At 58.1% G+C, this 21,478-nt stretch carries 20 protein-coding genes; 12 read left to right on the plus strand and 8 right to left on the minus strand.

Translation table 11 applies throughout. From position 1 onward, the window contains the following. Positions 1-39: 39 nt before the first annotated feature. Positions 40-936: an AEC family transporter gene (locus tag LC354_RS17615; protein ID WP_223426294.1), complete on the minus strand. Its 897-nt coding sequence runs from the start codon at positions 934-936 to the stop codon at positions 40-42. An 85-nt stretch (positions 937-1,021) separates the two neighbouring features. On the opposite strand from LC354_RS17615, the gene hspQ reads away from it, so the two are divergent. Next, positions 1,022-1,348 (plus strand): heat shock protein HspQ, encoded by a 327-nt coding sequence (gene hspQ, locus LC354_RS17620; protein ID WP_223426301.1) that lies wholly within the window; start codon positions 1,022-1,024, stop codon positions 1,346-1,348. A 30-nt stretch (positions 1,349-1,378) separates the two neighbouring features. Here hspQ and LC354_RS17625 read toward each other — a convergent pair whose 3' ends face one another. From LC354_RS17625 to LC354_RS17635, 3 genes are all read right to left on the minus strand, one after another. Further along, on the minus strand, positions 1,379-2,953 hold the full coding sequence (locus LC354_RS17625; protein ID WP_223426302.1) for a gamma-glutamyltransferase family protein: 1,575 nt from the start codon (positions 2,951-2,953) through the stop codon (positions 1,379-1,381). Between the two features lie 307 nt (positions 2,954-3,260). Beyond that, positions 3,261-3,722: an ATP-binding protein gene (locus LC354_RS17630; RefSeq protein ID WP_223426304.1), complete on the minus strand. Its 462-nt coding sequence runs from the start codon at positions 3,720-3,722 to the stop codon at positions 3,261-3,263. 13 nt (positions 3,723-3,735) lie between these two features. Then, positions 3,736-4,074: an STAS domain-containing protein gene (locus LC354_RS17635; RefSeq protein ID WP_223426306.1), complete on the minus strand. Its 339-nt coding sequence runs from the start codon at positions 4,072-4,074 to the stop codon at positions 3,736-3,738. Positions 4,075-4,165: 91 nt separating this feature from the next. Between LC354_RS17635 and LC354_RS17640 the strand changes: the two genes are divergently transcribed. The 9 genes from LC354_RS17640 (at position 4,166) to LC354_RS17680 (ending at position 14,667) form a co-directional block, all read left to right on the plus strand. After that, positions 4,166-5,338 carry a thiolase family protein gene (locus LC354_RS17640; protein WP_223426307.1) on the plus strand — a complete coding sequence of 391 codons (1,173 nt, stop codon included), beginning with the start codon at positions 4,166-4,168 and terminating at the stop codon, positions 5,336-5,338. Positions 5,339-5,486: 148 nt separating this feature from the next. Then, the gene (locus LC354_RS17645; protein WP_223426309.1) at positions 5,487-6,140 is read left to right on the plus strand and encodes a helix-turn-helix domain-containing protein; all 654 of its coding nucleotides are present in this window, start codon (positions 5,487-5,489) and stop codon (positions 6,138-6,140) included. Continuing rightward, positions 6,140-6,760 carry a LysE family translocator gene (locus LC354_RS17650; protein ID WP_223426361.1) on the plus strand — a complete coding sequence of 207 codons (621 nt, stop codon included), beginning with the start codon at positions 6,140-6,142 and terminating at the stop codon, positions 6,758-6,760. Before LC354_RS17645 ends, LC354_RS17650 begins: the two co-directional genes overlap by 1 nt. Further along, positions 6,760-7,134: a GFA family protein gene (locus tag LC354_RS17655; protein ID WP_223426363.1), complete on the plus strand. Its 375-nt coding sequence runs from the start codon at positions 6,760-6,762 to the stop codon at positions 7,132-7,134. The genes LC354_RS17650 and LC354_RS17655 overlap by 1 nt, the downstream gene beginning before the upstream one ends. Position 7,135: 1 nt before the next feature. Then, positions 7,136-9,583 (plus strand): GcvT family protein, encoded by a 2,448-nt coding sequence (locus tag LC354_RS17660; protein WP_223426311.1) that lies wholly within the window; start codon positions 7,136-7,138, stop codon positions 9,581-9,583. Further along, the gene (locus LC354_RS17665; RefSeq protein WP_223426317.1) at positions 9,580-10,473 is read left to right on the plus strand and encodes a homocysteine S-methyltransferase family protein; all 894 of its coding nucleotides are present in this window, start codon (positions 9,580-9,582) and stop codon (positions 10,471-10,473) included. Before LC354_RS17660 ends, LC354_RS17665 begins: the two co-directional genes overlap by 4 nt. A 9-nt stretch (positions 10,474-10,482) precedes the next feature. Continuing rightward, complete coding sequence (locus LC354_RS17670; RefSeq protein ID WP_223426318.1) at positions 10,483-12,930, plus strand: GcvT family protein; 2,448 nt, start codon at positions 10,483-10,485, stop codon at positions 12,928-12,930. Between the two features lie 56 nt (positions 12,931-12,986). Beyond that, positions 12,987-13,883, plus strand: a complete 897-nt coding sequence (rarD, locus tag LC354_RS17675; RefSeq protein ID WP_223426320.1) for an EamA family transporter RarD — start codon at positions 12,987-12,989, stop codon at positions 13,881-13,883. Positions 13,884-14,019: 136 nt separating this feature from the next. After that, a complete protein-coding gene (locus LC354_RS17680; protein ID WP_223426322.1) occupies positions 14,020-14,667 on the plus strand; it encodes an RluA family pseudouridine synthase in 648 nt (215 codons plus the stop codon). Between the two features lie 106 nt (positions 14,668-14,773). Here LC354_RS17680 and LC354_RS17685 read toward each other — a convergent pair whose 3' ends face one another. Together LC354_RS17685 and LC354_RS17690 are read right to left on the minus strand one after the other, a co-directional pair. Further along, positions 14,774-14,980 (minus strand): cold-shock protein, encoded by a 207-nt coding sequence (locus LC354_RS17685; protein ID WP_005851393.1) that lies wholly within the window; start codon positions 14,978-14,980, stop codon positions 14,774-14,776. Between the two features lie 262 nt (positions 14,981-15,242). Further along, positions 15,243-16,682, minus strand: a complete 1,440-nt coding sequence (locus LC354_RS17690) for an aldehyde dehydrogenase family protein (RefSeq protein ID WP_223426324.1) — start codon at positions 16,680-16,682, stop codon at positions 15,243-15,245. A 135-nt stretch (positions 16,683-16,817) separates the two neighbouring features. Between LC354_RS17690 and LC354_RS17695 the strand changes: the two genes are divergently transcribed. Further along, positions 16,818-17,471: a peroxiredoxin gene (locus LC354_RS17695; RefSeq protein WP_223426325.1), complete on the plus strand. Its 654-nt coding sequence runs from the start codon at positions 16,818-16,820 to the stop codon at positions 17,469-17,471. A gap of 154 nt (positions 17,472-17,625) precedes the next feature. Here LC354_RS17695 and pnp read toward each other — a convergent pair whose 3' ends face one another. Both pnp and LC354_RS17705 read right to left on the minus strand, forming a co-directional pair. After that, positions 17,626-19,761, minus strand: a complete 2,136-nt coding sequence (gene pnp / locus LC354_RS17700) for a polyribonucleotide nucleotidyltransferase (protein ID WP_223426327.1) — start codon at positions 19,759-19,761, stop codon at positions 17,626-17,628. Between the two features lie 184 nt (positions 19,762-19,945). Continuing rightward, a complete protein-coding gene (locus LC354_RS17705; RefSeq protein WP_223426328.1) occupies positions 19,946-20,464 on the minus strand; it encodes an ASCH domain-containing protein in 519 nt (172 codons plus the stop codon). Positions 20,465-20,558: 94 nt separating this feature from the next. Here LC354_RS17705 and LC354_RS17710 point away from each other — a divergent pair, with 94 nt between their 5' ends. Then, positions 20,559-21,446, plus strand: a complete 888-nt coding sequence (locus tag LC354_RS17710) for an NAD-dependent epimerase/dehydratase family protein (protein WP_223426330.1) — start codon at positions 20,559-20,561, stop codon at positions 21,444-21,446. Positions 21,447-21,478 lie beyond the last annotated feature (32 nt).

A 21,478-nucleotide genomic window follows, 5' to 3' on the forward strand; every position in this document is an offset into this window, starting at 1 on the left:
TCCTCCCGCCCGTTGTTTGAACGAAACTGAATCACAAAACTATGCAATCAAACAAGAATTAATGGGTGTGCTGCCTAGCGGCAGTGCGCCGATTGATATGAGGGTCGAGGCGACCACAAGCCCAGCAACGGCCTGGGCGTCCGCTCCATATTTTTCAGCGAGCAAGTAGGAGGTCACTGCCACCGGTGTCGCAACTTGCAGAACGAGTACGCCGAATGCGGTCTGATCAAGCTCAAAGTAGCGCCCGGCGACCCAGGCAATGCCGACGCAAAGCACAAGCTTGACCAATGACAGAAACGCCGCCTGAACAAAGCCGCGGCCCGACAGGCGCGCCACCGCGACACCAAGCGTGATCAGCATCATGGGAATTGCCATTTGCCCGACCAATTCCAACGTGTTGGTCAGAAACATCGGCGTTTCCCAGTCTTGCCACAGGAATACGATGCCCAGAACGGTGCCCCAGACCAACGGCTCGCGCAGGACTTTCCCCGGGGAACCGGCCCCGGCCACCAACCAAATCCCGAACGTGTAAGACCAAAGTGCCATAATTGCGAAGACGATGACCGCGTAGCTCAGCCCGGCCTGACCGAATGCGAACAGGGCCAGTGGCAGGCCCAGATTACCTGTGTTTCCAAAAATGAGCGGCGCGCTGTAGGTGCGTGTTTCGAGTTTGAGCATCCGAACGAGAATCAGAAACACAACCGTGACGATGGCATAAGACACGATCGCCGCCATCGAGAGCGATTTCAGCGCCGCCGGATCGATCTGGGTTTGCATCAGCGACACAAAGATCAGGCAGGGCAATGACAGCGTCATGGCCAGTTGCGTGACAAACTGGATTCGGTATTCCAGCCCGACTTTGACCCACGCAAAGCCAATTCCAGCCAAAAGAAAGACCGGCGCAACGATTTCAAGCACTGTTAGGGTAAGGTTCACAGACTGTTTCCAGAAAAATTACGCTCAATTATTGGACAACTGTCCCTTGCACCGTGTAGTCACGGACGGTAGGGGGCGCAACGTCATGCTAAGAACACGCGCAAAATATCATTTGGGCCAGGTTGTCCGTCACAAGAAGCATCCCTTCCGGGGTGTGATCTTTGACGTCGATCCGGAATTTGCCAACACCGAAGAATGGTATGAGGCAATACCCGAAGACAGCCGCCCGAAAAAGGCGCAACCATATTATCATCTGCTGGCCGAAAACGATCAAAGCTACTACGTGGCATATGTGTCCGAGCAGAACCTGGTCGCGGATTATTCCGGTGAGCCCGTGGATCACCCCGATATTCCGGACTTGTTTGGCCCATTCGAGGACGGATCTTATCCGTTGCATTTCCAACTGAACTGAGAAGGCGGAGGATGCCTCCGCCTTACGGGCTCAGTAACCCAGTGCGCACCCATCCTTGCGCGGATCACTCGCCCCTTCGAGAACGCCATCGTCCCGGATCAGGATCGCCTGCGCCCCTCCGATCGCGGTATCGGGAAAGCTGACCGCATGGCCCATATCGCTCAGTTCGGAACGCACGGCATCGGAGTAGCCGCGTTCGACCTTCATGTCGCCAGCGTCGGAGAATGATCTGGGCGCGTCAATCGCGCTTTGCGGGTCCAATCCGAAATCGGTCATGTTCGTGACCAGACGCGCATGGCCATTGGGCTGATACGCGCCGCCCATCACACCGAAGGGCATGACGACTTTTCCATCCTTTGCGAGCATCCCGGGGATGATCGTGTGCATGGGTCGTTTTCCGCCCTTCAATTCGTTCGGGTGCCCTTCTTCGAGCGTGAAACCAGAGCCTCGGTTTTGCAGCAGGATCCCGAACTTGTCAGACGCAATGCCGGACCCAAAGCCATTGAAGATCGAGTAGATCAGCGACACGGCCATACCGTCGCGATCCACCACGGTGATGTAAATCGTGTCCTTGTGGATCTGTTCGCTGAGTTTCGCGGGCGAGGCCATTGCCCTTTTGGGGTCAATCAGAGCTGCAAGCTGTGCCGCCGTTTCGCGCGAGAGCATATGAGCAAGCCGTGTGGTATAGTCGAAATCGGCCAGAAACCGATTGCGCGCGTCATAGGCAAGTTTTGCTGCTTCAGCCTCGATATGCGCGCGCTGGCTGCCCCATGGGTCCATGTCGGCGATGTCGAAATGATCCAGAATGTTCAGCATCAGATTGGCTGTCGCCCCGTGACCGTTCGGCGGATGTTCCACCAGATCGATCCCTTTGTAAGAGCCGCTTATCGGGGTCGTTTCGGTGCAGGCGGTGTTGGCGAAATCCGCGATCGTGTGCTTGCACCCCATGCGATTGAGCACGGCCAGCATGTCTTCGGCCACTTCACCGGAATAATAAGCATCTCGTCCATGTTTGGCGATTCGGCGCAGGACTTCCGCCTGACCGGGGACGGCAAAGACCTGCCCGACCGTGGGCACCTTGTCTCCGCCCAGATAGACATCACGCGCCTTGCCTTGCAATATCGGCGCATCCTGCGCCCAATCGGATGCAACGCGCGGTGCCACGGGCACGCCAACCTCGGCATAATGGATCGCTGGTGCCAGCAACCTGTCCAGCCCAAGCTTTCCCACCTTGTCGGACAGCGTGCAAAAGGCATCGATCGCGCCGGGTATGGTAACGGAATGCGGGCTCTGTATGTCGACGACCGTTTGTCCTTCAGCGCGCAAGTCGGAGGCATCAAGCGCGGTCGGTGCGCGACCTGATCCGTTCAGCGCCTTGATCTTCCCGCTTGCGTCGGACCAAAGCACAAAGCAATCGCCACCAATTCCGGTCATTTGGGGCTCGCAAATGCCCAGTAACACCGCGCCCGCGATGGCCGCATCCATGGCATTGCCACCCGCTTTCAAGGTTTCAATTGCCGTCTGGGTTGCGAGCGGATGCGAGGTTGCGCACATGCCCGATGTGGCAAGCACGGGCGAACGCCCCGGCAGGTGGAAGTCTCGCATAATCATATCCCTTGCTTGGTCGCGTTGTCTTTGTAATGCGGCGCAACCTAACCATGGTGCACGGGATGTCCACTTGATTGTCGGGAAATGAGGTCCTCGGCGCCGCGCACTGGGTGGGGGCAATTACACGCGGCACCGAGGGAAGCTATAGGCAGCTACATTGAAAGGGTAGAGCCAAAAGAGGGCCATAATGTGTTTTCCGGGAGGCGTTTCTTAGAGTACTGTAATGTCCCGGAACTATGGCAGCAGCAGCCCAAATCACCTTTTTTGTGGATCGCTATGCAGAGCCTTTACGGTTCGCACTGCGCTATGTGGCAACCGCCAGCCGAAACATCAAACGGTTCTCCCAGTTGACGCGCTCATACCGAATATCGCTGGCCAGATCCTTAATCAGAAACCAGCCAAAACCGCCTTCGGGCATATCCAGAAAATTGACACTCAGATCAACTTCCGCGCCGTCTGGTACTTGACCATCTGGCATCGTGCGACCGCGATCCACGACCACAAGGTGCAGGCCATCGGCGGCATGTTTGCACGAGACCTTGATTGGTCCGGGCGGATCCCCTTCGGGATAGGCATGTTCCACAATGTTGTTGAGTGCCTCGGCCATCACCAGTTCGACCGTCCCGGCGTCGTCAACATCCAGCTTGAGAGGTGCCAGTCCCCGGAGCAGCTCCGTAAGCGCGGTGCGTACGGCGGTGTCGCTGCTTTCGACGCAAATGTTGACCGGTGGTAAGGCGGCAGCAGTGCCCATCGCAGAGGCTTTCATTATCAATTCGGGTTCAGGACTTGAGATCGGCCAGCGCGCCGTCCAGCGTGGGAAAGACGCTGAAAACACTGTCCATTCGCGTCAGGCGAAAGACTTTGTCGACGGTCGGTGTCAGTCCGGCAAGGGCAAGCTTGCGGGCTTGGCCCATGTGCTTCATCGCGGCGACGATGGCCCCCAACCCGCTGGAATCGATGAATTCGACAGCGGTGAGGTCAAGAACGACAATGTCGCTGCCGCCATCGGTCTTGGCGCGCATCTGGTCCTTGAATTCAATGGCAACCGTTGCGTCGATGCGTGTATCATGTACGCATACCACTTGCAGGTTTTCTTCGGATCGACTGCTTAGTTCCATAAGAGTGCCTCTTGCATTTTGAGCTTCAATTTCGTGTTTAGAGGGCAATTGTTACCAATCAGTTGCCCCTTTGCGGGTGAGAGGATCAGAAATGAAATCTGTTGTGATATGCGCCGCGGCGCGCACTCCGATGGGGGGCTTTCAAGGGGCGTTGTCAGATATGACAGCGGCGGAGCTCGGCGGTGTCGCGATCAAAGCAGCGCTCGAAGCTGCAGGACTGACCACGGTGGATGAGGTCCTGATGGGCTGTGTATTGCCAGCCGGCCAAGGACAAGCGCCCGCCCGACAGGCTGGCTTTGCCGCTGGTTTGAGCGAGGACGTGCCTGCCACAACCCTCAACAAGATGTGCGGCTCAGGTATGAAGGCAGCCATGATTGCATATGATCAGATCGCGCTTGGCCACACAGAAACGATGGTGGCCGGCGGAATGGAGAGCATGACAAATGCCCCGTATTTGCTGCCCAAAATGCGCGGGGGCGCGCGTCTGGGTCACGGCCAGGTCATTGATCACATGTTTCTTGACGGGCTGGAGGACGCCTATGACAAGGGTCGCCTGATGGGCACCTTTGCCGAAGACTGCGCCGAGACCTATCAGTTCACCCGTGAGACGCAGGACGCTTACGCGCTGGCCTCGTTGTCGCGTGCGCAGACGGCGCAGCAGACGAACGCATTTGAGGGCGAGATTGCAATGGTCGCGGTCAACTCGCGCAAGGGTGTGGTTGAGGTCAGTGTCGATGAACAACCGGGCACAGCACGCCCCGACAAAATCCCACATCTGAAACCCGCCTTTCGCGACGGCGGGACAGTTACAGCAGCCAATGCGTCTTCCATCTCTGACGGAGCAGCCGCGCTTGTCCTTGCCTCTGAAGAGGCTGCCGTGGCAAAAAACCTGACGGTTCGGGGCCGTATCCTGGGCCACGCAAGCCACGCGCAGGCGCCGGGCCTTTTCACGACAGCGCCGGTGCCAGCCGCACAAAAGCTGTTGGAACAGATCGGCTGGTCCAAAGACGATGTCGATTTGTGGGAAGTGAACGAGGCCTTTGCCGTTGTCCCGCTGGCGTTCATGCGTGAGATGGGGTTGAGCCATGACATCGTCAACGTCAACGGAGGTGCCTGCGCGCTGGGCCATCCCATTGGCGCGTCGGGCGCTCGGATCATGGTCACCTTGCTGAACGCTCTGGAAAAGCGAAATCTGAAACGCGGGGTCGCGGCCATTTGCATCGGTGGTGGCGAAGGAACAGCCATCGCGATCGAACGGGTCTGATCTTCTCTGTTCCAAAAAATCCTCGGGGGAGTCGCGAAGCGACGGGGGCAGACAGCCCCCTTTGTGGTTGTGGCAAGAGCCATATGCCGAATTACTTCCCAAGCATGACCACCTGCATGCCTTCAGGCAGCAAGACGTGAGTGGCACGATGCGGATTCTGAAAAAACGGCTTGATTTTTCACGAGATGTGGCATTACGTGAAAAAATCATAGGAGTTTTTCACGCCGTGACCCTGCAATCCGATCTTACAACCGTTGAGAGCCTTGGGGCAGATCTGCGGGCATTGCGCAAAGCGCGGGGCCTCACATTGCAGGCCATGGCGGATGCGGTCGGGCGCTCCGTGGGATGGGTCAGCCAGGTGGAGCGGGACCTGAGTGCGCCATCGATCACAGACTTGCGACACATCGCGGCGACGTTGGATGTCGCTGTCTCAACGCTGTTTCAACGGGGGGCATCACCTGCCGAGGAAGACGGCTATGTCGTGCGTAGCAACGCTCGCCGACCGATTGGATCACGCGCGGCGGGCCTGATCGAAGAGTTGTTGTCGCCGGACCTGACAGATGACTTTGAGATGGTGCATTCCACCTTCGAGCCCAACAGCCGGATCGTTGATCCGGTGACGCGCCCGACGCAAGAAGTCGGATATCTTCTGTCAGGCCGCCTCGATCTCGAAATTGACAGTCGCCGGTTTACGATTCACCCCGGCGACAGTTTCCGCATTCGCGGTGAGCCATTTCTTTGGATGAACCCTTACGACGCGCCCGCCGCGGCGATCTGGGTCATTGCGCCGCCTGTGTACTGATGTCGTTCGAAGGGTGGATCATATTCGCGCTGTTCTGGGTGGTGTTTGTGACGACGCCGGGCCCGAACGCCGTCAATTGTATCAGCAACGGAATGACCATTGGGTTTCGCCGCTCGATGGTGGGTGTGCTGGCGATTCTGACGCAGGCGTCGCTGTTCCTGTTCCTCTCGGCGCTGGGGATCACGGCCTTGATCGCCGCCTCGCCTACTGCATTTTGGGTGGCCAAGCTGATCGGCGCAGGCTTTTTAATCTATCTGGGCGTGCGGGGCTGGATGCGGGCGGGACAGATGCCAAAGCCGATCGAGCAAACGGGAAAATCCGTGTATCTGCGCGCATTTGCCATCGCCACGATCAATCCTAAAAGTGTCGCGGGCTACCTCGCGGCCTTCTCGCAATTTGTGCAGCCTGATGTGCCCGTCTGGGACCAGATGTGGCTGATCGTGCCAACCGCGCTCAGCATTACGGCTCTCAGCTACACGGGTTTCACCGCGCTCGGCGCAGGCATCGGACGGGCGGCCTTGGGGGCGGTGTTCAACATCTGGGTCCGCCGCGTCATGGCGGTCTGTTTCATTACCTACGGCGTGCTCCTTGGCGCTGCCGCCACGCCGGGGAGAGCATGATGTTGAAAGGAAGCTGCAATTGCAACGGAGTGACGTGGCAGGCAACCGGCGAGATCGGCCAACCTGCCATGTGCCACTGCCGACAATGCCGCAAGCAGTCGGGTCATACCTGGGCGTCCGGATATTGTGACGAAGCCGATCTGACAATCCGGGGCGATGTCCGATGGTACAGCCTGACTGAAACGGCCAAACGCGGGTTTTGCCCAACATGCGGATCATTTCTGTTTTGGAAAGACCATTCGGAAAACTGGATCAGTTTTTCGATGGGGTCCATCGACGGCCCCTCCGGGCTGAAACTGCGCGAGCACATATTCACCGCCGACAAAGGCGACTACTACGATATCGCGGACGGCGTTCCGCAACGGGAGAATTGAAATGAGCACCTTTCCGACAACGGCCCGCGTGGTCATCATTGGTGGCGGCGTCGTGGGGACGTCTACATTGTATCATCTGGCCAAAGCGGGCTGGACCGATTGCGTCTTGCTGGAAAAGAACGAGTTGACGGCCGGATCGACGTGGCACGCGGCGGGCAACTGTCCCAACTTTTCCGGATCCTGGGCCGTGATGAACATGCAGCGCTATGGTCTCGAGATGTATAGGACGCTGGCGGATGATGTCGGCTACCCAATGAATTATCACGTCACGGGCTCGCTGCGTCTCGCCCATTCCAAAGAGCGGATGCAGGAGTTTGAGCGTGTGTCTGGCATGGGCCGCTATCAGGGGCTTGAGATGCCCATCATGACCCCGCAAGAGATGCAGGCACACCACCCCTTCATGCAAACGCATGATCTGGCGGGCGGCATGTGGGATCCACTGGACGGTGACATCGACCCCGCGCAGCTGACTCAGGCCATGGCAAAGGGCGCCCGTGACGCAGGGGCGCGGATCGAACGGTTCTGTCCGGCGATCGGGATTGACCGTGATGGCGACGAATGGATCGTGAAAACGGAAAAAGGCGATATCCGCTGCGATTATGTCGCCAACTGCGCGGGCTATTACGCGCAACGCGTGGGCGAGATGTTCAAGCCTTTTGGCGGCCGGACTGTGCCCATGGTCGTCATGTCTCACCAGTACTTCCTGACCGATGAGATCGCCGAAGTTGCCGCGTGGACCAAGGAAAAGGGTCACAAACTGCCGATCATCCGCGATGTGGATATCAGCTATTACCTGCGTCAGGACAAGAACGGTCTGAACCTTGGACCCTATGAGCGGAATTGCAAGGCGCATTGGATCACACCCCAAGACCCGATGCCCGAAGATTTCTCCTTCCAGCTTTATCCTGATGATCTTGAGCGGCTGGAATTCTATATCGAAGACGCCATGGAGCGTGTGCCCGCCCTTGGCACGGCGGGGGTCGGCCGTAACATCAACGGCCCTATCCCATACGCGCCCGATGGGTTGCCGCTGCTTGGCCCGATGCCCGGGGTCAGGAATGCGTTTGAGGGTCATTGTTTCACGTTCGGGATCGCGCAGGGCGGTGGTGCGGGCAAGGTGTTGTCCGAATGGATCATGCATGGCGAGACCGAGTGGGACATGTGGGCCACCGACCCACGGCGTTACACGGCCTTTGCCGATCACGACTATTCTCTAGCTAAGGCACTCGAAACATACGGGCACGAGTATGCGATGCATTTCCCGCATCACGAATGGCCCGCAGGTCGAGACAAAAAACTGTCACCGGTTGATAGCGCAATCCGTGCCGCTGGGGGCCAAATGGGCGCTTACAATGGTTGGGAGCGTGCAAACTGGTTTGCCAAGGAGGGCGACGACACCTCCCAGGAAGCGACCCACACATGGGACCGGTCCGGTCCGTGGGCTGCGCGCGTAAAGGAAGAAGTCGAAGCTGTGCGCGATGGTGTCGGAGTTCTTGATCTCCCCGGATTCTCGCGGTTCAACTTGAGTGGGGAGGGTGCAGCCGAATGGCTGCGCGGTCGTATTGCGGGCGCCCTGCCCAAGGCGGGCCGGATGACACTGGGATACTTCCCGGACACCCGTGGCCGGATCCTGACCGAAATGTCGATCATTCGGCACGGCGAAGATGACTTTACGCTGATCACGGCCGCACTGGCGCAGTGGCACGATTTTGAACTGCTCCAGAACGCGCTGCCTGCAGGGCTGAGCCTGTCAGATCACACCGAAGAGTTCTCGACCCTGATCGTCAGTGGGCCGAAATCGCGTGACCTGTTCCAAGGCCTTGAGACGCAAGCGGACCTGTCCTTGGGGTGGTTAACCCATCAAAATGCGGTTGTCGCAGGCATCGCCTGCCGATTGATCCGCGTGTCTTTCGCTGGTGAATTGGGCTGGGAAGTCCATGCCCCCAACGCGGATATCCCGGCACTCTACGATGCGATCACCGGTGCAGGGGCACAGCCATTTGGCATGTATGCGTTGAATTCCATGCGGGTGGAAAAAGGGTATCGCGCCTGGAAAGGTGACCTGTCGACGGATTACACACTGTTCGAAGGCGGGTTGGGCCGGTTTGTCAAACTGGACAAACCGCAGGACTTTCCTGGCAAAGCCGCATTGCAGAATGAAAAGCAACAAGGATCAAAGAAACGCTTTGTCACCATGCTCGTTGAGGCAGGTGAGTTTGACGCACCCTATATGTCGACGATCTGGCATGGCGACGATGTTGTCGGCGAAACGACTTCGGGCGACTGGGGCTACCGGATCAACGCCTCTGTCGCGCTGGGTGTCGTGCGCACGGACGTGTCCGAACCAGGCACCGCGCTGGAGGTCGAAATGTACGGCCAGCGTTACAAGGCGCTGGTGCAGCCAGATCAGCCGCTGTGGGATCCGGCGAATGAAAGACTGCGCGCATGACATCCATCACATTGCTGGACGGTGGTATGGGGCAGGAACTGGTGCACCGCGCCGGAGACCAACCCACGCCGCTCTGGTCGACGCAGATCATGATTGATCATCCGGGTATGGTGACGGGCGTGCATGCGGATTTCTATGCGGCAAGTGCGACCATTGCGACGACGAACAGCTATGCAATCCACCTGGATCGATTGGCGCGCACGGCTATGGAAGGCCGCTTTGGCGATCTTCATGCGATGGCGATGGCCGAGGCGAAGGCCGCGACCGCAGCACATGGGTCAGGACGGATTGCCGGGGCCATCGGTCCGCTTGGGGCGAGTTATCGACCGGATCTGCATCCCGACGCAGAGATCGCCATTCCGTTGTTCACGCAGGTCGCTGAACAAATGGCGGAAGGGAGCGATCTGTTTATCGGAGAGACGATTTCGTCGGTGGCGCATGCGCGTGACTTGTTGGCGGCTTTGTTGCCCTTCGGCAAACCGATATGGCTGGCCCTGAGCGTGAATGACAGCGACGGAACCCGCCTGAGGTCGGGCGAGCCATTGACCGATGTGCTGCCCGTCGTGCGTCAAGGCGCGGATGCAGTGCTGATCAATTGCTGCACTCCTGAGGCGATCCCGGCTGCACTCAACATCATTCGCGAGGCCGGTTTGCCCTATGGGGCCTATGCCAACGGGTTTGAACACATCAGCGAAGGATTTCTGGAAGAAGCTCCGACGGTTAATGCGCTGAGCTTGCGCCGTGATTTCACGCCGGAGCTTTATGCCGACCAGGTCATGGGCTGGATTGATCAGGGTGCGACCATCGTCGGGGGCTGCTGCGAAGTCAGCCCAACCCATATTGCGGAAATTGCCAAACGGCTGCGGTCAGCCGGACACCAGATTGTTTAAGGACTGAAAATGCCTGATCTTCCCTCCTCCGCCCGCGTCGTCATTATTGGTGGCGGTGTCATTGGCTGTTCCGTCGCCTATCACCTGACGAAACTCGGGTGGACGGATGTCGTTCTGCTCGAACGCAAGCAGTTGACATCCGGGACCACGTGGCATGCGGCGGGCCTGATTGCACAGCTGCGTGCGACGGCCAACATGACCAAACTGGCGAAGTACAGCCAAGAGCTCTACGGTAATCTCGAGGCTGAAACAGGCGTGGCCACGGGCTTCAAGCGGGTTGGCTCCATCACGGCTGCGCTGACGGATGAGCGGTTGGAAGAACTGCGGCGGCAGGCCGGAATGGCCCGTGCTTTTGGTGTTGAGGTCGAGGAAATCTCTCCAACGGACGTCAAAGCGAGATACGAACACCTGAACATTGATGATGTGACCGGCGGCGTCTATCTGCCGCTGGACGGTCAGGGCGATCCTGCCAACATTGCCCTGGCGCTGGCCAAGGGCGCGCGCCAACGCGGCGCGCAGGTGCAGGAACGCGTTGCGGTAACAGATGTGCGGCGCGAAGGGCGCCGTGTCACGGGTGTGAATTGGCAGGGCGCAGATGGCACATCGGGTCACATCGCCTGCGATATGATCGTGAACTGTGCCGGGATGTGGGGTCATGAGGTTGGTCGCATGGCGGGAACCAACGTGCCGCTCCAAGCCTGCGAACACTTCTATATCGTGACCGAAGCCATTCCCGGCCTGACCCAGCTGCCCGTGCTGCGGGTGCCGGACGAATGCGCATATTACAAGGAAGACGCCGGAAAGATCCTGCTGGGCGCGTTTGAGCCCAACGCCAAACCATGGGCATTGAAGGGCATTCCAAGCGACTTTGAATTTGATCAGTTGCCAGAGGATTTCGACCACTTTGAGCCGATCCTTGAGGCCGCGGTCAACCGGATGCCGATGCTGGCAGAAGCCGGTATTCACACGTTCTTCAACGGCCCCGAAAGCTTTACGCCCGACGACGCCTATCACCTTGGGCTCGCACCCGAGATGGACAATGTCTGGGTCGCTGCGGGCTTCAATTCCATCGGTATTCAATCTGCGGGCGGCGCCGGGATGGCGCTGGCGCAATGGATGGAGGACAACGCCAAGCCGTTCGATCTGGGCGATGTGGATATCACACGGATGCAGCCGTTTCAGGGCAACAAGTGCTATCTGGCCGAACGTTCGACCGAGACGCTGGGCTTGCTCTATGCGGACCACTTCCCGTTTCGCCAAAAGGCAACGGCGCGGGGTGTGCGGCGCACACCGTTTCACCAACACCTGCTGGACCGGGGCGCTGTGATGGGCGAGCTGGCAGGTTGGGAGCGCGCCAATTGGTTTGCCCGTGACGGCCAGACGGCAGCGTATGAATACTCGTGGAAGCGTCAAAACTTCTTTGACAACGTTGCAGACGAACACCGCGCGGTTCGCGAAAATGTCGGCATGTATGACATGTCGTCTTTCGGCAAATTGCGGGTCGAAGGGCCGGACGCCTGCGCCTTTTTGAACCATGTGGGCGGCGGACAATATGACATGCCGGTGGGCAAGATCGTCTATACCCAGTTCCTGAACGATCGCGGCGGGATCGAAGCGGACGTGACCGTGACGCGCCTGTCAGAGGTCGCCTATCTGGTGGTCACCCCGGCCGCGACGCGCCTTGCGGATGAGACATGGATGCGTCGCAATATCGGCAACATGCGCGTTGTCATTACCGATGTGACAGCGGGCGAAGGCGTCTTGGCTGTCATGGGGCCGAATGCGCGCAAATTACTGCAAGCGGTATCGCCTGCGGATTTCTCCAACGAAACAAACCCCTTCGGCACCGCACAAGAGATCGAGCTTGGCATGGGCCTCGCGCGTGTTCACCGTGTGACCTACGTTGGCGAATTGGGGTGGGAGGTTTATGTGTCTTCGGACATGGCGGCCCACGCGTTCGAAACGCTATACGCGGCCGGTCAGGAACTGGGCGTCAAGTTGTGCGGGATGCACATGATGGACACGTGCCGTATCGAAAAAGGCTTCCGCCACTTTGGTCATGACATTACCTGCGAAGATCACGTGCTCGAAGCGGGCCTCGGCTTTGCGGTCAAGACCGACAAGCCGTCGTTCATCGGGCGCGACGCGGTGCTGCGCAAAAAGGACGAGGGCCTGTCGAGCCGCCTGCTGCAGTTCAAGCTAACGGACCCCGAACCGCTGTTGTACCATAACGAGCCTGTTTTGCGAGACGGGGAGATCGTGGGATATCTCAGTTCGGGCGCGTATGGACATCATCTGGGTGCCGCGATCGGTCTAGGCTATGTGCGGTGCCAAGGTGAGACGGCAGCGGATGTTCTGGCCTCGACCTACGAGATTGATGTGGCGGGCACGCGAGTGGTGGCCGAAGCATCGCTCAAGCCGATGTATGATCCAAAATCCGAACGCGTGAAGGCCTGAACCACTTCGCAGATGTACCAGCCGGTGTTAGAGCAGGGAGCAAGAGGACCGACCCCATGACTCAAACGTCCGGCGATACGCCTAGGGGCCTCGGCTTTGCGATTGGGGCCTATGTCATGTGGGGCTTCTTGCCGCTCTACATGAAAATGCTGAGCCATGTCAGCCCCCTTGAGGTGGTGGCGCACCGGGTCATCTGGTCGGTCCCGATTGCCGGTGTGCTGCTGATCCTGTTGGGTCGGACCAAGGACTTGCGCGCAGCGCTCGGTAATCCGCGCATGCTGACGATGGGGTGCGTGACTGCGGGTTTGATCACGGTCAATTGGGGCATCTACGTCTGGTCGATTGCGGCAGGGCGGGCGCTGGATGCGGCCCTTGGATATTACATCAATCCGCTTTTCAGCGTGGCCCTTGGTGCGATTTTCCTGCGGGAACGGCCAACAGCGGCCCAATTGGTGGCAATTGCCCTGGCGGCCGGTGCCGTCGCGGTGCTGACTGTTTCGGCGGGTAATGTCCCGTGGGCCGCGTTGGGCCTGACGGTCAGTTGGGGGCTTTATGCGCTCTGCAAAAAGCAACTTCCCATCGGACCGAATCAGGGGTTTATGTTGGAGGTTCTGATTCTTCTGATCCCCGCGCTGTGCTACGTCACCTATCTGGGGCTCACCGGGCAGGGCCAATTTCTGATCGGTGACATGCGGACCAACTGGTTGTTGTTGGGCTGTGGCGTCGTGACGGCTGTCCCGTTGATATTATACGCAAACGTCGCCAAGGGATTGCTGCTGTCGACCATTGCGGTGTTGCAGTATATCGTGCCGACGATGATTTTCCTGGTCGCTGTTTTCGTGTTCGGAGAGGAATTGGGACAGGCCCGGATGATCGCATTCCCGATGATATGGGGCGCGCTGGCCATCTACTCCATGTCGATGATCCAAAAGATGCGCGCGGCGCGTTCCTGATCAGCAAAAGGCCGGAAGCGGGTTTGGACCCTCCATTCATCTGCTTTGCCCGCGACCGCGAGGATTCTTGCGATCGTAAGGCGCGTTGCCTATCCTCTTTGGTTGCACGCACTGGCCACATCTGAAAAGCAGCGCCATGGAAACGGAATACTGCCCCCCTGATGTGCCTTTGGCGGTACTGCATGACGATGCTGAAATGCTGATCGTCGACAAACCTGCGGGCCTGTTGTCGGTGCCGGGCAAGGGGGAACATCTGACCGATTGCCTGATCGCGAGGGTACAGATGGTCTGGCCGCACGCGCTGCTTGTGCACCGGTTGGATCGGGATACGTCTGGTGTCATGGTTTTTGGTCTGACGCCGCATGCGCAAAGGTTTTTGTCGAAACAGTTCGAACTGCGCGCGGCGAAAAAGACCTATGTTGCGCGGGTCTGGGGGCGGTTGACGCCCAAGACGGGGCGCGTCGATCTGCCTTTGATCGTGGATTGGCCAAACCGTCCCCGGCAACACGTCGATCACGAAAACGGCAAAGCCGCGGTGACCGACTGGCGGGTGATACGCGATACGGAAACCGAAAGCCGGGTGCGCCTGATGCCCAAGACCGGGCGGAGCCATCAATTGCGGGTGCATATGCTTGCGCTGGGGCACCCGATACTGGGAGACCCTTTTTACGCGACAGGGCCAGCGCGCGACTTTGAACGCCTCATGCTGCATTCCGAAGAGTTGAAGATCAAACATCCCGACAGCGGCAAGATGATGCGCTTTCGAGCGGCTGCCCCGTTCTAAATGGCCTCTTCCAGCAGGAAATCCATCGACCGAAAAGAAAAAGGGCGCACCGTTTGTGGTACGCCCTTAATTCTGTTTCGAACTCAGTAAGAGTTCAACTTTGGCCTTAGGCCAGAGCGATGTTCGACGCGCTTTCGCGGCCATCACGGCCAGCTTCGATGTCGAAAGTCACTTTTTGGTTGTCGGCCAGACCGGTCAGGCCTGCGCGCTCAACGGCAGAGATGTGTACAAACACGTCTTTGCTGCCGCCATCGGGAGCGATAAAGCCGAAGCCTTTTGTTGTGTTAAACCATTTGACGGTGCCAGTAGCCATCGTCGTTCTCCTTCAAAATACTGCCCACGGAATGCGGCAGGTCGGCTAAGTCAGTGCAAGATCGTAAGACTGAGCCGGAAGGAGCAGAAAAATCGATAGTGGTAACGTCGCAAGGATCAGATAGGCGCAGTCACGCGAAAAAGCAAGAGATTCGATGCATTCATTTAACGATCCGAATGCGCCCGACGACTTTAATGACACAGCCCTGAGGTGGCGCAGAACAGAGGTAAGGCGGGTTTTAACCCGCCCTACCCACGCGATATTATTCGGCGGACCATCCCGAAACGGCTTTGACTTCAAGGAAATCTTCGATGCCCCAGATGCCGCCTTCGCGTCCATTGCCTGACTGTTTCATTCCGCCAAATGGTGACCCGGCGGCGCGCGATGTGCCGTTCATCTCGACCATGCCCGAGCGCAGCTTTTGAGCCATCCGGTTCAGCCGCGCACTGTCTTGCGTCTGAACATAATTCGTCAGCCCGTACGGGGTGTCATTGGCGATCTCGACAGCATCTTCCTCGGTGTCGAAAGGTATGATTGACAAGACAGGGCCAAAGATTTCCTCGCGCGCGATTGTCATCTGATTGTTTACATCCGCAAAAACCGTGGGACGGACATAAAAGCCTTTGTTAAAGCCCTCAGGCCGCCCTGTGCCGCCCGCTACCAGCCTGGCACCTTCGTCAATGCCTTTCTGGATCAGATCCTGGATCTTGTTCCATTGTACCTCGTTCACGACGGGGCCAATATGGCGCCCTTCTTCCGAGGCCGGGCCGACGGTTACCTGACCCGCAACCGCAGCCGCCTCTTCCACGGCCGCATCGTATTTGCTGCGCTGTACCAGCATGCGGCTGGGTGCATTGCACGATTGGCCGGTGTTGTTCATCATGTGCAGAACGCCGCGTTTCACGGCCTTTTCGTCGGCGTCGTCAAAGATCACATTGGCACCCTTGCCACCCAGCTCCAGATGCACGCGTTTCAGTGTCTCCGCGGCACTTTTCGAGATCAGGCGACCGGCGCGCGACGAGCCGGTAAAGCTGACCATGTCGACATCTGGGTGCGCCGACAGCGCCGACCCAACCCCGGCACCATCGCCGTTCACAAGGTTGAAGACACCGGGCGGGAAACCCGCCTCATCCACCATTTCGGCGAATACCATGGCGTTGAGGGGCGATTCTTCGGAAGGTTTCAGCACCATGGTGCAGCCGGCAATCGCGGCGGCACCCACCTTGAGTGTGACCTGATTCATCGGCCAGTTCCATGGTGTGATAAGGGCCGCGACACCGACAGCCTCATAGATGATTCGATCATTCGGGGCGCTGTCGTTCAGTGGGCGGCTGAATTCAAATGCCTTTGCGGCCTTGATGAAGTTTCTGAGGTGCCATGTTCCTGCGCCGACCTGCTGCGATCGCGCCATGTCGATCGGCGCGCCCATTTCGACAGAGATGGCCTGTGCCATATCTTCGGTGCGGGCTTCATAGACCTGGACCAGCTTTTCGACCAAAGCGATTCGCTCTGCCACGGGTGTGTTCATCCAAGCCGGAAAGGCCGCCTTGGCTGCCGCCACGGCCGCATCGGCATCTGCCTGCCCACCCAGCGAAATGATGGCGGTCGGCTCTTCGGTTGAAGGGTCAATCACATGGTGATCGGTGCCGTCGATGGGCGTAACCCACTGACCGTTTATGTAGAAATTCCGCTTCTCGAGCATGATGGAGTCTCCCTGATATCAAGCTGCTTTGATGCGGACAGTGGCACCGCACAATGCCGGGGGCAAGAGAGGGGATGTAACTGCGCGATTCCTCCCCTAGATTGACACGGAATATCTTAACGACGGAGAGTCACTATGAGCTTGCGTATCAATGACACCATTCCAGACCTGACGGTGGAAACCGACCAGGGTGCAATTTCCTTGCATGATTTCGTTGGTGACAGCTGGGCGATTCTGTTTTCCCACCCCAAAGATTTTACGCCTGTTTGCACGACCGAATTTGGCGCCGTCGCACAATTGGCAGATGAGTGGGCCAAACGTGGCACCAAAGTCATCGGTGTGTCGGTCGATGGGGTCGAAGAACACAAAAAATGGAAGGGCGATATTGAAAAGGTCTCGGGCGCGACAGCCGGTTTCCCAATCATCGCCGACACCGACCTCAAGGTTTCCAAAGCCTTCGATATGCTGCCCGCCGAGGCCTATTTGCCCGATGGGCGCACGCCGGCAGATAGCGCCACGGTGCGTTCGGTCTTTATCATTGGTCCCGATAAACAGCTGAAGCTGTCGATGACTTACCCGATGACCGTGGGTCGGAACTTTGCCGAAGTTTTGCGCGCATTGGACGGGCTGCAGATGAGCACCGGCAATGGCGTTGCGACACCTGCGAACTGGAATGTGGGCGAGGATGTCATCATTCCGCCGAGCGTGTCCAACGAAGACGCAAAGGCGAAATTTGGCGAGTTTACGACGGTGCTGCCGTATCTGCGAACCACCAAGGCACCGGGCTGACCGACCGGGGCGGGCGACGCGCCCGCCTTACGCACAAAGCCGAGATGTGATGCCCGTAAGGCGGACCCATGGTCCGCCTTTTTTCGTTTCCAGCAATGAAAAAAAGCCCCGATGTTTCCAACGGAGCCTTTATGTTTTTCCAGAAGAACCGCGATTATTCGTCGGCAGTTTCTTCCTTTTTGACTTCTTCGCCAGTTTCCTGATCGACGACTTTCATCGACAGGCGCACTTTGCCGCGGTCATCAAAGCCCAACAGTTTGACTTTGACTTCCTGGCCTTCCTTCAGAACGTCCGAAGGATGGTTCAGGCGGCGGTTTTCGATTTGGGACACGTGGACCAGACCGTCGCGCTTGCCAAAGAAGTTCACGAATGCACCGAAGTCGACGATTTTCACGACGGTTCCGGTATAGACTTTGCCTTCTTCGGGCTCTGCGACGATCGACCAGATCATGTCGTAGGCTTTCTTGATCGAGTCACCATTTGGCGAAGCAATCTTGATGATGCCATCGTCGTTGATGTCGACCTTGGCGCCCGAAACTTCGACGATTTCACGGATCACTTTACCGCCGGACCCAATGACTTCGCGGATTTTATCCGTCGGCACCTGCATCGTTTCGATGCGTGGCGCGTGAACAGAGAACTCAGCTGCGCCGGAGATGGATTTGCTCATCTCGCCCAGAATATGCATCCGGCCGTCCTTGGCCTGTGCGAGAGCTTTCTCCATGATCTCGGGCGTGATGCCTGCGATCTTGATGTCCATCTGCAGGGACGTGATGCCGTTTTCGGTACCCGCCACTTTGAAGTCCATGTCGCCAAGGTGGTCTTCGTCACCCAGAATATCGGACAGGATGGCATAGCTGCCGTCTTCTTCGAAGATCAGACCCATCGCAACACCTGCAACAGCCGATTTCAGCGGAACGCCTGCGTCCATCATCGACAGCGAGCCGCCGCAGACGGAAGCCATCGAGCTGGACCCGTTGGATTCGGTGATTTCAGACACCAGACGAATGGTATAGGGGAAATCGGTCGAGGCGGGCAGAACGGCTTGAAGCGCGCGCCATGCCAGTTTGCCGTGACCGATTTCGCGACGGCCGGGAGGGCCCACGCGACCCGCTTCACCCACCGAATAGGGGGGGAAGTTGTAGTGCAACAGGAAGTTCGATTTGAAGTTGCCGTGCAGCGCGTCGATGAATTGCTCATCATCGCCGGTGCCCAGCGTGGTCACGACCAAACCTTGCGTTTCGCCACGTGTGAACAGGGCAGAACCATGCGTACGGGGCAGAAGGCCGGTCTGGCAGACGATTTCACGGATTTCGTCGGTTTTACGACCGTCGATCCGCGTGCCGGTTTTGACAACGTCGCCGCGCAGGATCGAGGCCTCAAGACCTTTCATCGCGGAACCAAGGTTGGCATCTTCGGCCTGCTCTTCGGTCAGCGCTTCGACAATCGCGGTGCGTGCCGCGGCCACGGCGCTGGTGCGCTCTTGCTTGTCGCTGATCGCGAAGGCTGCGCGCATCTGCTCTTCACCGGCGGCTTTGACCGCTGCGGACAATTCCGAATAGTCTGGCGCCTGGAAGTCGAACGGCTCTTTGGCGGCATCTTCGGCCAGATCGATGATCAGGTCGATGACAGGCTGGAACTGTTCATGGGCGAATTTCACCGCACCGAGCATCTCTGCTTCGGACAGCTCATAGGCTTCGGATTCGACCATCATTACGGCGTCTTTGGTACCGGCAACAACCAGATCAAGGCGCTGTTCGGGGTTCAGGCGCAGGTCCTGCATGTCGTCAACGGTCGGGTTCAGAACGTATTCACCATCCTCAAACCCAACGCGGCACGCGCCGATCGGGCCCATGAAGGGTGCACCCGAAATGGTCAAAGCCGCCGAGGCCGCGATCATCGCAACCATGTCGGGGTCGTTCACCAGATCGTGAGACAGAACGGTACACATCACCAGAACTTCATGCTTGAAGCCGGACACGAACAGCGGGCGGATCGGGCGGTCGATCAGGCGGGCCGTCAGTGTTTCTTTTTCGGTGGGCCGTGCCTCACGCTTGAAGAAACCGCCGGGGATTTTGCCTGCAGCGTAATATTTTTCCTGATAGTGGACCGTCAGGGGAAAGAAATCCTGGCCGGGTTTCGGTTTTTTGGCGAACGTCACGTTGGCCATAACGCTGGTTTCACCCAGCGTGGCAATGACCGAACCGTCTGCTTGACGGGCGACTTTGCCGGTTTCCAGTGTGAGCGTCTCTTCGCCCCACTGCATCGATTTTTTCGTCTCGTTGAACATCTAAGTTTCCTAAATTGGCGCGTTTCGCCATTTGCATAGGGGGCGTATTCCCCCTGACTCCGGTATCTTGTTTTGCGGGCGCTGGAGTCCGGGCGCCAAGCTTTCAGATTCTGCGCGCATACATGAGTTTAGCTCTGATTGGAAGTGTTGTGATATGTCGCGGTCGTATCGCCGGGCTTCGAGATCACCAGGGTCTTTTGGGTGGCGTTGAAAACGCAATGGGCGCGTCGGGAAAAAGATCATCTGCCTGTATATCTGCATCCGGGGTGCCCCATTTGCGCATCCATTTGGAGGGTGGCGCAAGTGAGCCGCCCGCAGACCATTCGAAATAGCCCAATGCGCCAGCGGCCGGGATCGGTTCGACAGGTTCGGGGTTGGCGAGCGTCAATCCAGCGGAGCCGCCGAACCACTCGCTGTCGGAGTGCGTGATGATGCCGGTGACATCGATGGTGCCGATAATCGCACCGCGCAACAGATCGAGGGGATGTGGGCATGTGACCCCGTGTTTGTCCAATCGCCAATGAAGATAGCGAAATTCCTCTTCTTTCAGACCGGCTGCGGCGTGGATGCAGATGCGACCCGTAGTCATCCGCCCGGCACGGATGGACCCGATGGAGCGATTTTCGATCGGTTTGTGCCCTGCGATAATAGCCCAGGCAGAGGGCTGGCGGACTGACAGGGCAAGGCGGGGCAAATCACGCATGCGACTGTACCTAGTACGCATCTATGTGTTCTCAAAGGACTGGTACGTTAGTGGACCAGGTGTAAACTTGCCAGCGATAATTGGAGGAGACGATATGCGCGTTTTGTTTACCGGGGGGTCGGGCAAGGCCGGACGGCATGCCGTCGCCTATTTGCGCGATCAGGGCCATCGAGTGCTGAACCTCGATAAGGTTCCGCTGGGATTGGACGGCGTGGATGATCGGATCGCCGACATTACGGACGCGGGCCAGGTGTACGATGTGGTGGCCAGTTATGCCGGGTTCGACGAGATGGAGCCAGGTGTCGGCGTCCCCCGCTTTGACGCGGTGGTGCACTTTGCTGCGATCCCGCGTCTTTTGATGACCAGCGACAATGAGTGTTATCGGGTCAACACATTGGGCACCTACAATGTGATTGATGCTGCGCTGAAGTTTGGCGTGCGCAAAGTCATCTTTGCCTCGTCCGAGACGACTTATGGCATTTGTTTTGCGGATGGTGAGCGTAAGCCTGACTATTTGCCCATTGATGAAGCACACCCGGTGGTGCCGGAGGACAGCTACGCCATGTCGAAAGTGGCGAATGAGGTCACGGCGCGATGCTTTCAGCGCCGCAGTGGGGCGGATGTATATGGTTTGCGGATCAACAATGTGATCGAGCCCCATGAATATGCCGAGAACTTTCCCGCCTATTTGGAGAACCCGGATCTGCGGCGGCGCAACATTTTTGCATATATCGACGCGCGCGATTTGGGACAAATGGTTCAGTGCTGTCTGGAAACCGACGGCTTGGGCTTTGAAATGTTCAATGTCTCCAATGATGATCATTCCGTTGCGTTGGAGACAGATGCATTGATCTCAAGGTATTATGAGGATTTGCCTGTGGCCGAGATGGGTGCGCGCGAGACGTTCTATTCAAACGCCAAGGCGAAACGGATGGTTGGGTTCGCGCCTGCGCATGCGTGGCGGATGTATCTTGAGGGTTAGGTCGGTCGTGCGCTCTGTTTGCGCGTTGCGCA

Source organism: Tateyamaria pelophila (assembly GCF_019966495.1).
GTDB classification, from domain to species: domain Bacteria; phylum Pseudomonadota; class Alphaproteobacteria; order Rhodobacterales; family Rhodobacteraceae; genus Tateyamaria; species Tateyamaria pelophila.

Excerpts from the sequence above, each read along its gene's own strand:
- LC354_RS17705 (WP_223426328.1), bottom strand. The coding sequence starts at position 20,464 with ATGCGTGATTTGCCCCGCCTTGCCCTGTCAGTCCGCCAGCCCTCTGCC.
- pnp (WP_223426327.1), bottom strand. The coding sequence starts at position 19,761 with ATGTTCAACGAGACGAAAAAATCGATGCAGTGGGGCGAAGAGACGCTC.
- LC354_RS17680 (WP_223426322.1), top strand. The coding sequence starts at position 14,020 with ATGGAAACGGAATACTGCCCCCCTGATGTGCCTTTGGCGGTACTGCAT.
- LC354_RS17630 (WP_223426304.1), bottom strand. The coding sequence starts at position 3,722 with ATGAAAGCCTCTGCGATGGGCACTGCTGCCGCCTTACCACCGGTCAAC.
- LC354_RS17690 (WP_223426324.1), bottom strand. The coding sequence starts at position 16,682 with ATGCTCGAGAAGCGGAATTTCTACATAAACGGTCAGTGGGTTACGCCC.
- LC354_RS17660 (WP_223426311.1), top strand. The coding sequence starts at position 7,136 with ATGAGCACCTTTCCGACAACGGCCCGCGTGGTCATCATTGGTGGCGGC.
- LC354_RS17665 (WP_223426317.1), top strand. The coding sequence starts at position 9,580 with ATGACATCCATCACATTGCTGGACGGTGGTATGGGGCAGGAACTGGTG.
- LC354_RS17710 (WP_223426330.1), top strand. The coding sequence starts at position 20,559 with ATGCGCGTTTTGTTTACCGGGGGGTCGGGCAAGGCCGGACGGCATGCC.
- hspQ (WP_223426301.1), top strand. The coding sequence starts at position 1,022 with ATGCTAAGAACACGCGCAAAATATCATTTGGGCCAGGTTGTCCGTCAC.
- LC354_RS17635 (WP_223426306.1), bottom strand. The coding sequence starts at position 4,074 with ATGGAACTAAGCAGTCGATCCGAAGAAAACCTGCAAGTGGTATGCGTA.
- LC354_RS17625 (WP_223426302.1), bottom strand. The coding sequence starts at position 2,953 with ATGCGAGACTTCCACCTGCCGGGGCGTTCGCCCGTGCTTGCCACATCG.
- LC354_RS17640 (WP_223426307.1), top strand. The coding sequence starts at position 4,166 with ATGAAATCTGTTGTGATATGCGCCGCGGCGCGCACTCCGATGGGGGGC.
- LC354_RS17655 (WP_223426363.1), top strand. The coding sequence starts at position 6,760 with ATGTTGAAAGGAAGCTGCAATTGCAACGGAGTGACGTGGCAGGCAACC.
- LC354_RS17645 (WP_223426309.1), top strand. The coding sequence starts at position 5,487 with ATGCGGATTCTGAAAAAACGGCTTGATTTTTCACGAGATGTGGCATTA.
- rarD (WP_223426320.1), top strand. The coding sequence starts at position 12,987 with ATGACTCAAACGTCCGGCGATACGCCTAGGGGCCTCGGCTTTGCGATT.
- LC354_RS17695 (WP_223426325.1), top strand. The coding sequence starts at position 16,818 with ATGAGCTTGCGTATCAATGACACCATTCCAGACCTGACGGTGGAAACC.
- LC354_RS17685 (WP_005851393.1), bottom strand. The coding sequence starts at position 14,980 with ATGGCTACTGGCACCGTCAAATGGTTTAACACAACAAAAGGCTTCGGC.
- LC354_RS17650 (WP_223426361.1), top strand. The coding sequence starts at position 6,140 with ATGTCGTTCGAAGGGTGGATCATATTCGCGCTGTTCTGGGTGGTGTTT.
- LC354_RS17670 (WP_223426318.1), top strand. The coding sequence starts at position 10,483 with ATGCCTGATCTTCCCTCCTCCGCCCGCGTCGTCATTATTGGTGGCGGT.